General features: G+C 51.6%; 12 protein-coding genes and 1 pseudogene. 2 read left to right on the forward strand and 11 right to left on the reverse strand.

Going from position 1 to position 14,199, the window contains the following annotated elements; all coding sequences use genetic code 11:
• Positions 1-153: 153 nt before the first annotated feature.
• From yddG to DBY90_RS02960, 5 genes and pseudogenes are all read right to left on the reverse strand, one after another.
• Positions 154-1,062 (reverse strand): aromatic amino acid DMT transporter YddG, encoded by a 909-nt coding sequence (gene yddG / locus DBY90_RS02945; RefSeq protein ID WP_070491827.1) that lies wholly within the window; start codon positions 1,060-1,062, stop codon positions 154-156.
• Positions 1,063-1,199: 137 nt separating this feature from the next.
• Positions 1,200-1,310, reverse strand: a pseudogene (locus tag DBY90_RS12645) (IS5/IS1182 family transposase); the annotation flags it as partial.
• A gap of 227 nt (positions 1,311-1,537) precedes the next feature.
• Positions 1,538-2,599: a biotin synthase BioB gene (bioB, locus tag DBY90_RS02950; protein ID WP_070491830.1), complete on the reverse strand. Its 1,062-nt coding sequence runs from the start codon at positions 2,597-2,599 to the stop codon at positions 1,538-1,540.
• Between the two features lie 527 nt (positions 2,600-3,126).
• Complete coding sequence (locus tag DBY90_RS02955) at positions 3,127-4,101, reverse strand: class 1 fructose-bisphosphatase (protein WP_070493659.1); 975 nt, start codon at positions 4,099-4,101, stop codon at positions 3,127-3,129.
• A gap of 73 nt (positions 4,102-4,174) precedes the next feature.
• Positions 4,175-4,570: a hypothetical protein gene (locus DBY90_RS02960; protein WP_070493656.1), complete on the reverse strand. Its 396-nt coding sequence runs from the start codon at positions 4,568-4,570 to the stop codon at positions 4,175-4,177.
• A 148-nt stretch (positions 4,571-4,718) separates the two neighbouring features.
• On the opposite strand from DBY90_RS02960, the gene DBY90_RS02965 reads away from it, so the two are divergent.
• Positions 4,719-6,062 carry a polynucleotide adenylyltransferase PcnB gene (locus tag DBY90_RS02965; RefSeq protein ID WP_070493654.1) on the forward strand — a complete coding sequence of 448 codons (1,344 nt, stop codon included), beginning with the start codon at positions 4,719-4,721 and terminating at the stop codon, positions 6,060-6,062.
• A gap of 178 nt (positions 6,063-6,240) precedes the next feature.
• On the opposite strand, the gene truB is transcribed toward DBY90_RS02965, so the two are convergent.
• From truB to rbfA, 3 genes are all read right to left on the reverse strand, one after another.
• Entirely contained in the window at positions 6,241-7,155 is a 915-nt protein-coding gene (gene truB, locus DBY90_RS02970; protein ID WP_070493653.1) for a tRNA pseudouridine(55) synthase TruB, read from the reverse strand.
• 1 nt (position 7,156) lies between these two features.
• Positions 7,157-7,567 (reverse strand): hypothetical protein, encoded by a 411-nt coding sequence (locus DBY90_RS02975; protein WP_070493652.1) that lies wholly within the window; start codon positions 7,565-7,567, stop codon positions 7,157-7,159.
• A gap of 82 nt (positions 7,568-7,649) precedes the next feature.
• Positions 7,650-8,021, reverse strand: a complete 372-nt coding sequence (rbfA, locus tag DBY90_RS02980) for a 30S ribosome-binding factor RbfA (RefSeq protein WP_070493650.1) — start codon at positions 8,019-8,021, stop codon at positions 7,650-7,652.
• 118 nt (positions 8,022-8,139) lie between these two features.
• Here rbfA and DBY90_RS02985 point away from each other — a divergent pair, with 118 nt between their 5' ends.
• Positions 8,140-9,180 (forward strand): Gfo/Idh/MocA family oxidoreductase, encoded by a 1,041-nt coding sequence (locus DBY90_RS02985; RefSeq protein ID WP_070493647.1) that lies wholly within the window; start codon positions 8,140-8,142, stop codon positions 9,178-9,180.
• A 333-nt stretch (positions 9,181-9,513) separates the two neighbouring features.
• On the opposite strand, the gene recA is transcribed toward DBY90_RS02985, so the two are convergent.
• From recA to pflB, 3 genes are all read right to left on the reverse strand, one after another.
• Positions 9,514-10,560 carry a recombinase RecA gene (gene recA, locus DBY90_RS02990; RefSeq protein ID WP_070493646.1) on the reverse strand — a complete coding sequence of 349 codons (1,047 nt, stop codon included), beginning with the start codon at positions 10,558-10,560 and terminating at the stop codon, positions 9,514-9,516.
• A 233-nt stretch (positions 10,561-10,793) separates the two neighbouring features.
• The gene (gene pflA / locus DBY90_RS02995) at positions 10,794-11,606 is read right to left on the reverse strand and encodes a pyruvate formate lyase 1-activating protein (protein ID WP_070493637.1); all 813 of its coding nucleotides are present in this window, start codon (positions 11,604-11,606) and stop codon (positions 10,794-10,796) included.
• Between the two features lie 291 nt (positions 11,607-11,897).
• Positions 11,898-14,183, reverse strand: coding sequence for a formate C-acetyltransferase (pflB, locus tag DBY90_RS03000; RefSeq protein ID WP_070493633.1), 2,286 nt, complete (start codon positions 14,181-14,183; stop codon positions 11,898-11,900).
• Between the last annotated feature and the right edge of the window lie 16 nt (positions 14,184-14,199).

The following is a 14,199-nucleotide window of genomic DNA, read 5'->3' on the forward strand; positions in this document are numbered from 1 at the left end:
TTTGATGAGAAAAACGTCGTCTGAAAACCGGCTTGAGCAAAACCTGCCATGCCTGTTTTCAGACGACGTTGTGTTGAGATGCGATACGGTCAAGTACGGTTGCGTTGTATATGTCTCAACCAAAAATCTTATTTTTCTGATTTAGAGGTAGAGTTATGCTTTCTTTTGTGTTGCCAACCAGCATACGGCGGATCCGATGCATACCATCGCCGCACCTTGCCAAAATTCCGTAGGAAGCGGTGCGTCGAGCAGGAAGGATGAAATCAGGGCGGAGAAAACGGGAATAAAATAAGATGCGCCTGCCAAAACGGTCATATTGCCGCGCGAGATGCCGATGTTCCACACTGCATAGCCCAAACCCATACAGGATGCGGCAGCAAGCGCATATAAGACTGATTCAGTATCAAAATTGAGGCTGCCGTAGCTGCCTGCAAAATATTTTGCCCACAGGACGCAGGAAACGAGGAAAAAGAAAAAACCGACGGCATTACCCTGCGCCTTAATCCGCGCGGTCAGTGTGCAATATGCCGCCCAGAACAGCGCGTCCAAGAGCGCCATGATATAGCCTGCAGGATTGGCGAGGACATTGCGGTAAATATGTGCGGGGGACAATCCGCCTTCCCCGCCCAAGACGATGGCGATGCCGATGAAGGATAGTGCAAAGCCTATGGCAATCCACCATTTTGCCGGCTGTTTGTTGAACCAGACCGCGCCGATGATGGTAAAAGTCGGCCATAAATAATTGACCATGCCGATTTCGACGGTTTGTCTGGCGTTGTCCGCATATCCGATGGAAAGGGACAGACACAGTTCGCAGCCGACAAAAAAGATACCTGCCCAAAAAAGGTAATTCCGGCTGAAGCGGCGCAAATCAGGTTTGCCGAAAATCAGCAGCAGCAATATCGTGGCCAGGCTGTACATGACTGCTGCGCCGCCTACCGGTCCCATGTGCAAGCTCAAGGTACGGATTAACCCGATAACGGAACTCCAAAAACAGACGGCAAAAAGGCCGATGAAGGTGGCCTGTTTCGGGGAGATGGGATAGGTGGTAAGACGGTACATGATGCGGTGTATGTTGGATGTGTGGATGGAATGGCAGGAGACAGTAATGTTTTTTTTGTTTGAATCTGCCTGTCTGCGTGTTCAAAAAGGTCGTCTGAAAACATAGCTTCATTGAACGATGCTTTCAGACGACCTTTGTATAGTGGATTAAATTTAAACCAGTACGGCGTTGCCTCGCCTTGCCGTACTATCTGTACTGTCTGCGGCTTCGTCGCCTTGTCCTGATTTAAATTTAATCCACTATATTGTTTTGCGGGAATCTAGGAAGAATTTGCTCTTGTTTAGAGAGTGATTCCACAGAAAAACGAAGGTTTTTTCAAGGGTGGATTATAATGGAATAGATGGGAGACAAACAAGGTGGCATCATGCCTGAGTCTTATTTCATCTTTGCAAAAAAAGGTTGTCTGAAAGTCTGTTTCAACGAAATCAAACGTTGAAGCCCGTTTTCAGACGACCTTGTGTTTTTGTAGAAGGATTAATAATCTACTTTGATTTTCGGCGTTTCGTTTTCCTGCTGCGCCGCTTCGTATTCTTCTTCCAACTCAAACCGCAACGGATACAAATTCAGCTTTTCCATCAGCAGGCGGTCGCCGTCTTCGTCGGGGTTTTCGGTGGTTAAGAGCTTGTCGCCGTAGAAAATCGAGTTCGCACCCGCCATGAAACACATTGCCTGCATGGATTCGGGCATATTGCTGCGCCCTGCCGACAGGCGGACGTAGCTGTGCGGCATGGTAATCCGTGCCACGGCGATGGTACGGACAAACTCCGTCCAGTCCAAATCTTCGGCATCGGCCAGCGGAGTGCCTTCTACTTTGACCAACTGGTTAATCGGCACGCTTTCGGGCTGCGGGTCGAGGTTGGCGAGGCTGGCAATCAGTCCGGCACGTTCGGCTCGGGTCTCGTTCATGCCGACGATGCCGCCGCAGCAGACTTTCAAACCGGCGTTGCGGACTTTGCCCAAGGTGTCCATGCGGTCTTCGTGTTTGCGGGTATGAATGATGTCGTTGTAGCGCTCAGGGTCGGTGTCGAGGTTGTGGTTGTAGTAATCCAAGCCTGCTTTTTTGAAGTCTTCCGCCATGCCGTCTTCGAGCATACCGAACGTGCCGCAGGTTTCCATACCCAATCCTTTGACGGCTTTGATGATTGCGGAAACCGTCTCCACGTCTTTCGGTTTGGGGCCGCGCCATGCCGCGCCCATGCAGAAACGGCTTGCGCCGCGCGATTTGGCGATTTTGGCTTTTTCAACGATTTCGTCCACATCCATCATCTGTTCTTTGCCCAGATTGGTGTTGTGGTGCGCCGATTGCGGACAGTAGGCGCAGTCTTCGGGGCAGCCGCCGGTTTTGATGGACAACAAGGTGGAAAGCTGGATTTCGCGCGGGTTGAAATTTTGGCGGTGGATTTCGGCGGCTTGGTAAATGAGGTCGAGGAAGGGAAGTCCGAACAGGGCTTCGACATCGCATTTTTTCCAATAACGCGCGGTCGGATGCGGCTTGCGCTCGGTCTTACGGCGCAAGGCGACGGGAGATATGGTCATAGTGTGTTCTTTCGTGTTTACAGCGGCGCAATGACGCTGACTGCCTGACTGTCGGCGCAATGACGGCAGCGGCGTGGTTAGAGTGAAACGTCGTCTGAAAACAGACGAGGAGGAAGTGTAACGCGTTTGAAAAACGGGGGCAAAAAAATTCTAGTCGGCGGTCAGCAAAGGCTTGACAAATTCTGCTTATTTTTTGGGAATTTTATCTGCCTGTTTTTTAATCAATGATATTTTCTTCTTTTATATTAATTATTAATTTGATATATCCACAGCGGAATTCACATAAAGCATGGATAATCGGAAGCAAGGTAAGGAGGTATTTTTTTATCTGGTCATTCCAATTTTCAGAATATTGGGAAAAGGTCGTCTGAAACATACACGGTAATTTCAGACGACCTTTTTATAGTGGATTAACTTTAAACCAGTACGGCGTTGCCTCGCCTTGCCGTACTATTTGTACTGTCTGCGGCTTCGTCGCCTTGTCCTGATTTAAAGTTAATCCACTATGCATTTAATTTTTACACCTGTCAGGCTTGATGAAGTTTGCGGATATAGTCCACTTCTTCTTTGCTGCCCATGAAGACGGCGACGCGTTGGTGCAATCCGACCGGCTTGACATCCAGCATGTCGGTCTGTCCGTCGAAAGCTGCGCCGCCTGCCTGTTCCAAAATCAGGCTCATCGGGTTGGCTTCGTACATCAGGCGCAGTTTGCCCGGTTTGGAGAGATCGCGTTTGTCTTGAGGGTACATGAACACGCCGCCGCGCATCAGGATGCGGTGGATTTCGGCAACCATGCTGGCAACCCAGCGCATATTGTAGTTTTTACCGCGACTGTCGGTTTCACCTGCCAGCAATTCGTCGATATAACGTTGGACGGGCGGCAGCCAATGGCGGCGGTTGGACATATTGATGGCAAATTCTTTGGTGGTTTCGGGAACGCGCGGATTTTCTTTGGTCATCACAAAATTGCCGTCCTCGTCCAAAGTAAAGACGGAAACACCGTGTCCGACGGTCAAGACCAGTTGGGTTTGCGGGCCGTATAAAACATAACCTGCGGCAACTTGGTCTCGGCCTTTCTGCAAAAATGACGCCGTTTCCAAATCGCCTTCGGGTTTCTCCAAAATGGAAAAAATCGTGCCGACGGAGATGTTGGCATCAATGTTGGACGAGCCGTCCAGCGGGTCGAACAAAACCAAATAGCGTCCGTCAGAATGGGCGGCGACAAAAGTGTCTTCCTCTTCGCTTGCCAAACCGGCAACAGACGGATTGTCTTTTAAGATACGGATAAGAATATCGTTGGCGATAACGTCGAGTTTTTTTTGGTCTTCACCTTGGATGTTGCCTGTACCTGCCATACCCAAAACGCCTGAAAGCGCGCCGAGGCGGACTTTTCCGCTGATTTCGCTGCAGGCGGAGATGACGGATTCCAATACGCTGCCTAATTGTTCGGGCAGGGCGTTTTGCTGTAAATGTTCCGGAAGGAATTGCGCGAATGTGGTCATGTCAAACTCGATTTCTTGAATGATTTTGAAAAACGTCCGAAAAAGGTTCAGACGAGGTTTGAAGAAGGGGGGCTTATTTTCTGTCCGAAGCGGCGCGCTTGCCGTCCAAACCGACAGTTTCTTTCAAACAGTCAGTGGTGCTCTGTTTGATTTGTTCTTTAACGTTTTCACTGATATTGCCCGACAGGATGGCAGACATATCTTCCACCGAAATGCGGTCTGCCATCTTTTCGGCAGTGCAGGTGCAGACTTGAAGTACGGTTTCTTCCGAAAGCAGGCTTGTTTTCGGTACTTTGGCAACGCATTGCTCCGTTGCACCTTCTACAAAGCCTTTGCGGAATTCGCTTTTGAATTTGTCGGTAACGTTGTCGGAAGACCCGTCTGAACAGGCGGTCGCGGCAAGGACGAGGAATAAGGATAATACGTTGGTTTTTTTCATCATCGGACAGGAAGGATAAGTTTGGTTCATTGTAATTTAAAACCGCTGCGTCTGCCAGCCGGAGGCGGCGAGGCTTTAGACGACATAGGTTTGCACAACTTAAGGTATAATGACGCCCCGCACGCAACGGAGGCTTCCGGTTGCAGGCAGAAGAATAACAAGAAAGAGTATCAGGAATATGTTGAAAAAATGGCTGAACAAAGTTTTGTCTGGCAGACAGAGCAGACAAACCGAGGTTCGCAAGGAAATCATCCCCGCTGAAGAGTACCGCATCAACGCGGATATGATCAGTTTTGCAGCGGAAAAAACCGTCAAACGTCTGCAAGAGGAAGGATTCAAAGCCTACATCGTAGGCGGGGCAGTCAGGGATTTGCTGTTGGGCGTAGAGCCTAAAGACTTCGATGTCGCTACCGATGCCACACCGGAGCAGGTGAGAAAAATTTTCCGCCGCAGCCGCATCATCGGCAGGCGTTTTCAAATCGTCCATGTCATGACAGGTCCGGAAACCATAGAAGTAACGACATTCCGAGGTGGCGGCAAGGTGCAGCAAAACGCGCACGGCAGGATTATGAAAGACAACACTTATGGCAGCATAGAAGAAGACGCGATGCGTCGCGACTTTACCTGCAATGCGTTGTATTACGATCCGATACGCGAAGAAATTTTGGATTTCCATAACGGCGTCAACGATATAGCCGCCAGAAGCCTGGTTATGATAGGTGATGCTGCGGAGCGGTACCGCGAGGATCCTGTCCGTATTCTGCGCGCCGTCCGCTTGTCGGGCAAACTTGGCTTTTCGGTGGAGGAATCCACTGCCGCTCCGATTCCCGAGTATGCAAGTCGTCTGAAACACGAACCTGTCGCCCGCCTGTTTGACGAAATCATGAAGCTGCTGTTTTCCGGCCATGCGCGGGAATGTTTGAAAAAGCTCAACAGCTTGGGTGTTTCAGACGACATCCATCCGCTTTTGACTGCGTTGAAATCGGCGGAAAAGGCTGAAAACCGCATTATTTCGCTTGCACTGAAAAACACTGACGAGCGGCTGCGTCAGGACAAATCGGTTTCGGTCGGCTTCGTCTTGGCTGCCGTACTGTGGCCGGATGTCAACCGACGCTGGCAACAGAATCTGGCACAGGGGCAAAAGCCTGCGCCTGCACTGACAGACGCTATTGAATCCCTGCGGAGCGATGTTGAAAAAGGTTGGGGCGTGCCGCAGCGTTTTGCCGCGACCATGCGGGAAATCTGGCAGTTCCAACCGCAATTCGAACAGATGCGCGGCGCCCGTCCGCACCGCCTGCTTGCGCAGCAGCGTTTCCGGGCTGCTTACGACTTTCTGGTGTTGCGCGGCGAAGTGGGCGAGATTGACCGCCAAACGGTCGAATGGTGGAACAGTTTCCAGCATGCCGATGAGGGGTTGCGCAATGAAATGACGACAAACCATGCTCGTGCGCAGAGCAATGAAGGTGTGAAAAAGAAACGCCGCCGCCGTCCGCGCAAAAAGAAAACGGAACAAGGGCAATAGAGATAATAGTCGAAAAGTCGTCTAAAAACGGGTATGACAGGTTTTCAGACGACTTTTTTATGGGTTTAGAACGGTTGTCTCAAATCTGCCAATATTTTAAGAAATTCAATTGAAAAGGTCGTCTGAAAACTATATTTCAGACGACCTTTCCTATATTTTCATTTAATCATCAAACCATTCAGTCTTTCGCCGTATTCATCAGCCGCAGGGCTTTGAGGCGGCCGATTTCTTTTTGGTATTCCACCAAGCCGATAAATGTTCCGCTTCTGTCGTAAACGCGAATGGGCTGGTCGGCGGAGATGTCCTCGGTAAACTGCGGGCGTTGGCCGCATTTGAGCATGGTCACGGCGCGGTCGTTCAGTTCGATTTTGGGGAGATGCCGCACTAAAACATCGCAGGGCAGGAGCAGGGCGTCGCGGTCGGTTTCGTTTAATTCTGCCAAGGCGTCGAGCGTGTGGCTTTCGCGGATGGTAAAGCCGGCGGTTTCGGTGCGGCGCAGGGCGGTCAGGTGGGCGAACGTGCCGATGTGTTTGGCGATGTCTTCGCTGAGGGTGCGGATGTAGGTGCCTTTGCTGCAACGTACGTCGATGACGGCTTTGGGCGCGTCAAACTCGGTAATATCGATGGCGTAAATGGTGATGTCGCGCGGTTTGCGTTCGATGACGATGCCTTTGCGGGCGTATTCGTACAGCGGTTTGCCTTCGTGTTTGAGGGCGGAAAACATCGGCGGTACTTGGCGGATGTCGCCCGTCAGGGCTTGGCATGCCGTCTGAAATTCGGCTAAGGAAATGTCGGCGCGGGCGGTGGCGATGATTTCGCCTTCGGCATCGCCGGTGCTGCTGGCTTCTCCAAGTTTCAACGTGGCGGTGTAGGCTTTGTCGGCATCCAGCAGGTATTGGGCGAACTTGGTCGCTTCGCCGAAGCAGACGGGCAAAAGTCCGGTCGCCAAAGGATCGAGTACGCCGGTATGCCCCGCTTTTTCGGCGTTGTAGAGGCGGCGGGCTTTTTGCAGGGCGGTGTTGCTGGAAAGTCCTTCGGACTTGTCGAGCAGGAGGACGCCGTTGACGGGGCGTTTGGCGGGTTTGGCGGTCATGTCAGTGGAGAAGGAAGGAAAGGGATAAGATGTAAGTGCCGAGTAGGATGATCGGCGTTTCCGATATTGTTTTTCTGAGGATGATGTGGCTGTGCGGATTTGGTGTTTCTACTGTGTAGCTGCCTTTTTTCAGACGGCCTTGCTTTAAAAGCGTGATGCGGCCGCCGGTACGGCGGAAACTGGCATGAAACAGCGGTTTGGAGAGAGGTACTTCCCGCCCGTTTAGGTCGGTGATGCGGAAGGGGATTTGTCCGTCTCCATCATGCCAAACCGAGTAATGCCCGTTTTTACCTATGTGGATTTCGTTGCCCGATGCGGTATTAAAGACAGTTGTCCCTTTGCGCAAACTGAAAGCGTAGCAGGCACAATAGGAGAAAAAGACTAAAAACAATAGAAATTCGGGAAAGGTCATGGATATATCCTAAAGCAGAGCAAGGAGGCCGTCTGAAACAGATCTTCGGTTTTAATACCGGGTGTTCAGAAGAGCTTTATTTTTAATCTTCCACCGGCTTTTCCGCCGCCACTTGGTCGATGAGGCTGGAAATGCTCATGCCGCGTTCGAGCGATTCGTCGTATTTGAAGTGCAGTTCCGGCGTTTTGAAGAGTTTGATGCGTTTCGCCAGCTCGCTGCGCAAATGACCTTTGGCGTGTTCCAAGGCTTCTTCGGTGATGTCGCGGGTGCTGTCGTTGAGGACGGTGTAGAACACGGTGGCGTGGCTGTAATCGCGGGTGACTTCGACTTCGTTGATGGTGATGAAGCCTGCGCGCGGGTCTTTCAGGCCGGTGCGGACCAGCTCTGCCAGTTCGCGCATGATTTGTTCTTTGACACGGTCTTGGCGGGCATAGCCGCGTTGCGGTTTTCTCATGGTTTTCCTTAAACGGCGGCGGCCGTTTCAACTTTGTTTTCAGACGGCCTGTGTGAAATAAATGCGGTATTATAACGGATATACGGCAATTTGAGGTCGTCTGAAAAGGAGTTTGGCTATGCGGAAAATCAAAATCGGATTGGCGGGGTTCGGCATGTCGGCGCAGGTGTTCCATCTGCCGTTTTGGCGTGCGGATGCGCGGTTTGAAGTCGTGCGCGTGTTTGAACGCAGCGGCAATAGGGCGCAGGAAGTTCTGCCGCAGGCGCAGACCGTGCGTTCGTTTGAGGAATTGCTTACTGACGATGTGGATTTGGTGGTCGTTACCACACCGAACCAGACGCATTTCGATTTTGCCGCTCAGGCTTTGCATGCGGGCAAAAATGTGGTGGTGGAAAAACCGTTATGCGCGACGGCGGCGCAAGCCTTGGAACTGGCGGAACTTGCCGAGCGGCAGGGCGTATTGCTGACCGTTTACCAAAACCGCCGTTGGGACAGCGCGCCGCTGACCGCCAAAAAGCTGCTTTCAGACGACCTTTTAGGCGAAATTGTGGATGCGGAATTCCGTTTCGAACGTTATGCAGCTGCTTTGAACAAAAAACGCTGGAAGGAAACCGGCGAGGCGGGCGTGGGGCTGGTGTACGACTTGGGTTCGCACCTCATGGATATGGCGGTCGATATTTTCGGGATGCCCGACGAGCTTTACGCCGACGTGCGCTATCAACATGAAGGGGCGGTCAGCGACGACAATTTCTATATCGCGCTCTATTACGCCGACGGCAAAAAAGTTGCCCTGACCGCAAGCAAATATGCCCGCGAACCTTTGCCGTTCATGACTTTGCACGGCAAACGCGGTTCATACGTCAAACAAAACGCCGACAACCAAGAAGCCCTGCTGCTCGGCGGCGCACAACCCGTCGGAGCGTGGAACCGTGAACCGGAAGACGAATGGGGCATCCTGCACGCGGAAATCGACGGGGTGCTCGTCCGCAAAACAATCGAAAGCGTCAGTGGAAATTATGCGGCGTTTTATGAAAACCTTTATGACGCGCTGCAAGGCAAATCTTCCGCAGCGGTGCAACCGCGCCAAGTGGCGGAGGTGCTGGGGTTACTGGAAAAAGTATATGAAAGCGCGAAATCGGGGTGTCGGGTGAAGGTGTAGGGAGATTAAAAGTTACAGGCAGCAGGATTTCTGAAATTTTTTAAGATACAGAAGATTAACTTGGAAGTCGCCATTTTCTCCTATGCCTGTGCGATGACAGGCTATGGCGGGAATCCAGATCTTGGGTATTTCTTCGGTAACATTTAAAAATTGCCGTAATTTCTAATTTCCAGATGCCTAACCTCTATAGGAACGGCGATGTAGGCATTTCTATCATTTTAAGGCTATGTTTCTGTTGAGTGCAGAAAGGTCGTCTGAAAACTTTTTAGCGGAACACGCTATAATCGTTTTCAGACGACCTTTCGTATTTTTAATAGGAAGTCAGGCAGAGACCTATTCTTCCGGACGTTCGCCGTCGGTGTCGTCCAGTTTGCCTTCGGTAATATCAACGTTGATGCCCACGGCAGCGCGGATTTTGGCGTCGATTTCGTTGGCGACTTCCGGATTTTCTTTCAACCATACGCGGACGTTGTCTTTACCTTGTCCGATTTTGGAACCGTTGTAGCTGTACCATGCGCCTGATTTTTCAACGATGTCGTATTTGACGCCAAGGTCGATCAGTTCGCCTTCCCAGCTTACGCCTTCGCCGTATAGGATATCGAATTCGGCTTGGCGGAACGGAGGCGCCACTTTGTTTTTGATGACTTTGACTTTGGTTTCGTTGCCGATAACGTCGTCGCCTTTTTTGATTTGTCCGGTGCGGCGGATATCGAGGCGGACGGAGGCGTAGAATTTGAGGGCATTACCGCCGGTGGTGGTTTCGGGGCTGCCAAACATCACGCCGATTTTCATACGGATTTGGTTGATGAAGACGACCAGTGTGTTGGTGCGTTTGATATGGCCGGTCAGTTTGCGCAAGGCTTGGCTCATCAGACGGGCTTGCAGACCGACGTGGCTGTCGCCCATTTCACCTTCGATTTCGGCTTTGGGCACGAGGGCGGCTACGGAATCGACAACGACCATGTCCACGCCGCCGGAGCGTACCAGCGTGTCGCAGATTTCCAGAGCCTGTTCGCCGGTGTCGGGTTGGGAAAGGTAGAGTTCTTCTACTTTAACGCCGAGTTTGCGGGCGTAAACGGGATCGAAGGCGTGTTCGGCGTCGATGAAGGCGCAGATGCCGCCGGTTTTCTGACATTGGGCAATGGCTTCAAGACAGAGCGTGGTTTTACCGGAGGATTCCGGGCCGAAGATTTCGACGACACGGCCGCGCGGCAGACCGCCGACGCCGAGTGCCAGGTCCACACCGAGCGAGCCGGTAGAGATGACGTCAAGGTTTTCTTCTTGCTGGCTGCCGTCCATTTTCATGATGGAGCCTTTGCCGAAGTTTTTTTCGATTTGGGCAAGGGCGGCGGCTAGGGCTTTGCTTTTTTCGTCTGACATGGTGTTGTTCTCGGTTGATGTTAAGGAAGTTAGCTAAGAATTTGTTTAGCTATTATCGCATAAATTAAGAAAAAGTATAGTTTTATTTCGGTTTTATTTCATGTTTCAGATAAATTGTTGTTAAATATCTGAATTATATGATTTATGAGTTGTATGTTTGGATGTATTAAGAGTGCTAAAAGGTCGTCTGAAAGCGAATATTTCCTTTTCAGACGACCTTTTTGGATTTGAACTCAATAAATAATATTTTTGCCGTAGCTTTCCAAAATCGATTTGATTTTGAGAATGGTTTCTTTGGGAGGCGGATGTACGCCGGTGAGTTTGTAGGTGTCGCCGCACAATGCCCATTTGTGCGCGCCCAGTTCGTGATAAGGAAGGAGTTCGACCATTTCGACGTTGTCCATGTCTGAGATGAATTCGCCGAGCAGGTGGGCTGAACGGTCGTCGTCGGTATAGCCCGGCACGACGACGTAGCGGACGCGGGCGGGCTGTTTGCGTTCGGTGAGGTAGCGGGCGAATTTGAGGGTTTTGGTGTTGGGGATGCCGACGAGGACTTTGTGGATTTCGGGATCGATTTGTTTTAAATCGAGCATGACGAGGTTGGTATGGTCGAGCAGGTCGTCGAGGATGGAATCGTAATGCAGGGCGTAGCCGTTGCTGTCGAGGCAGGTGTGGATGTCGTGTTCTTGGCAGGCGGTGAACCAGTCGCGTACGAATTCGTATTGCAGGAGCGGTTCGCCGCCTGTGGCGGTAACGCCGCCGCCTGTGGCGCGCAGGTAGTGTCGGTAGGACATGACTTGCTTCATGACTTCGGGCACGGTCATTTCTTGGGCTTGTTCGGTGTGCAAGTCCCATGTGTCGCGGTTGTGGCAGTAGAGGCAGCGCATGAGGCAGCCTTGCAGAAAGAGGACGTAGCGCAACCCGGGACCGTCCACTGCGCCGCAGGATTCTACGGAATGGACGATGCCTTTGCCGTTGTAATGGCGGTGTCCGAGGTCTTTGGCGGGGGCGGGTGTTTCGGGGGTAATGGCGATGGTTGTCTGCATGGTGTCTGATGTACCGGATATTGGGGTCGTCTGAAAACTTGTTTTTGTGTTGCAGAGGGTTTTTCTTATTGGATTAATGTGCGGGCATTGCGTTCCCTTTTCGGGGAAGATTATGGGTTGTTTTTGAATGGGTAAACGCGTTTTAATGATAATTCTATTGTACCGTTTTCGACCGTCGTGATTTAAAGTTAATCGCTGGATTTTGATATGATCAAACCATTGCTTCAGGCAAAATCAAGCCGGGTTCCGGATAATCCGTCCCCCGGCTTGGTTTACTGTAAACCCTTTGCCTTACATGGTTTGTGTAAAGGTACGGGTAATCACGTCAAGCTGCTGTTCTCGGGTCAGCGAGTTGAAGCGTACGGCGTAACCGGACACGCGGATGGTCAGTTGCGGATATTTGTCCGGATTGTTCATCGCGTCTTCCAGCGTTTCGCGGGTCAATACGTTGACGTTCAGGTGTTGACCGCCTTCCACTTCTCCTTCTTCGTGGTGGAAGTAACCATCCATCAGGCCTGCGAGGTTGCGTTCGCGGGAATTTTCGTCTTTACCTAATGCACCCGGCACGATGGAGAAGGTGTAGGAAATACCGTCTTTGGCAAATTCAAACGGCAGTTTGGCTACGGAGGTCAGCGAAGCGACGGCGCCGTTGACATCGCGGCCGTGCATCGGGTTGGCGCCCGGACCGAACGGTGCGCCTGCGCGGCGACCGTCCGGCGTATTGCCGGTTTTTTTGCCGTACACGACGTTGGAGGTAATGGTCAACACGGACTGGGTCGGCGTTGCGTTGCGGTAAGTTTTGTGGGTCGCCACTTTTTTCATGAAGCGTTCCACCAAGTCGCAGGCAATGTCGTCCACGCGGTCGTCGTTGTTACCGAACTGCGGATATTCGCCTTCGATTTCAAAGTCGACGGCAATACCGTTTTCGTCGCGAATCGGTTTGACTTTGGCGTATTTGATGGCGGACAGCGAGTCAGCGGCCACAGACAAACCGGCGATACCGCAGGCCATAGTACGTTTCACATCGCGGTCGTGCAGCGCCATCAGCGCGGCTTCGTAGCTGTATTTGTCATGCATGTAATGGATGATGTTCAGCGCGGTAACGTATTGGGTTGCCAGCCAATCCATGAATTTGTCCATGCGCGCAAAGACCGTGTCGTAGTCCAAGACTTCGTCCATAATCGGTTCGGTTTTCGGACCGACTTGGTCTTTGGATTTTTCGTCCACGCCGCCGTTGATTGCGTACAGCAGAGTTTTCGCCAAGTTGGCGCGTGCGCCGAAGAACTGCATTTGTTTGCCGACCACCATCGGGCTGACACAGCAGGCAATGGCGTAGTCGTCGCTGTTGAAGTCCGGACGCATCAAATCGTCGTTTTCGTATTGGATGGACGAAGTATCGATGGACACTTTGGCGCAAAACTCTTTAAAGCCTTGCGGCAGCTGTTCGGACCACAATACGGTGATGTTTGGTTCGGGAGACGGACCCATATTGTACAGGGTGTGAAGCACGCGGAAGTTGGTGCGGGTTACCAGCGTGCGGCCGTCCAAACCCATACCGCCGATGGATTCGGTTGCCCAAATCGGGTCGCCGGAGAAGAGTTGGTCGTATTCGGGCGTGCGCAGGAAACGAACCATACGCAGTTTCATCACCAAATGGTCGATAAATTCTTGCGCTTGGGTTTCGGTAATTACGCCGTTTTTCAGGTCGCGCTCGATGTAGATGTCCAAGAATGAAGACACGCGACCGAACGACATGGCGGCGCCGTTTTGCGATTTAACGGCGGCAAGGTAGCCGAAGTAAGTCCATTGGATGGCTTCTTGTGCATTTTTCGCAGGGTCGGAAATGTCGTAGCCGTAAGAGGCTGCCATTTCTTTCATTTGACCCAAGGCTTTGTATTGTTCGTTGATTTCTTCGCGGCGGCGGATAACTTCTTCCAAATCCACGCCGTTTTCCAAATCGGCTTGCAGCGAATTGAATTGGTTGAATTTGTCGGCCATCAGAAAATCGATACCGTACAATGCCACTCGGCGGTAGTCACCGATGATACGGCCACGACCGTAAGCATCCGGCAGGCCGGTAATTACACCGGATTTACGGCAACGGCGTATGTCGGGCGTATAAACGTCAAACACGCCTTGGTTATGGGTTTTGCGGTATTTGGTGAAGATTTCGCTGACTTCGGGGTTCAACTCAACGTTGTACACTTTGCACGCGTCTTGTACCATTTTCAAACCGCCAAACGGCATGATTGAGCGTTTCAGAGGCTCATCTGTTTGCAGACCGACGATGGTTTCCAAATCTTTATCAATATAGCCCGGCGCATGGCTGGTAATGCCGGACACGACTTGCGCGTCGATTTTGTAAGGTTCGTGTGTGCGGTTTTCGACTTTGATGCCTTCCATCACGTCCGCCCACAGTTTGGTCGTCGCCTCGGTTGCAGGCGCGAGGAAAGACGCATCGCCTTCATAAGGCGTGTAGTTTTTCTGAATAAAATCGCGCACGTCGACATTGGTTTCCCAATTACCGCCGACAAAACCTTCCCAAGCGACAGGGCGTTGCTGTACATCGGTTGACATATCAAGCTCCTAATTT

Source organism: Neisseria mucosa (assembly GCF_003044445.1).
Lineage (GTDB): Bacteria > Pseudomonadota > Gammaproteobacteria > Burkholderiales > Neisseriaceae > Neisseria > Neisseria mucosa_A.